At 40.2% G+C, this 351-nt stretch carries 1 pseudogene; it reads right to left on the bottom strand.

From position 1 onward, the window contains the following. Positions 1-308: pseudogene (locus R5R67_RS19625) on the bottom strand (terminase); the annotation flags it as partial. Positions 309-351 lie beyond the last annotated feature (43 nt).

Below are 351 nucleotides of genomic sequence, written 5' to 3' on the forward strand. Positions count from 1 at the left end.
TTATTTGCGGCAAGCATTGCCGAGTAACTGATATGAATAAACTCACAGTCTGGATTCTTACCAAAACACCAAGCCATGAAATTAATTACAGCAATTTCAGTTTTAGAATATCGTGGTGGAACGTTAATAATTAACCGCTTTATCTCTCCGCGATAAACTTTCATTAAAGCTTCGCAGATTTCTAAGTGGTGCCAATTTTGCATCCATTTATAACCACGGCGCTCCTTAAACATGTACCTTGTGAAGAAATATAAATCTTCTTGCGCCTCGATCCGGATGGCTTTATCCCGAGCCGCATCAGTACTCATCTAAGACTTCCCTCCGCGCTTTTAAGTAATCTTCCATTGGAAC

Source organism: Acinetobacter sp. OYA S30 (assembly GCF_033599315.1).
Lineage (GTDB): Bacteria > Pseudomonadota > Gammaproteobacteria > Pseudomonadales > Moraxellaceae > Acinetobacter > Acinetobacter baumannii.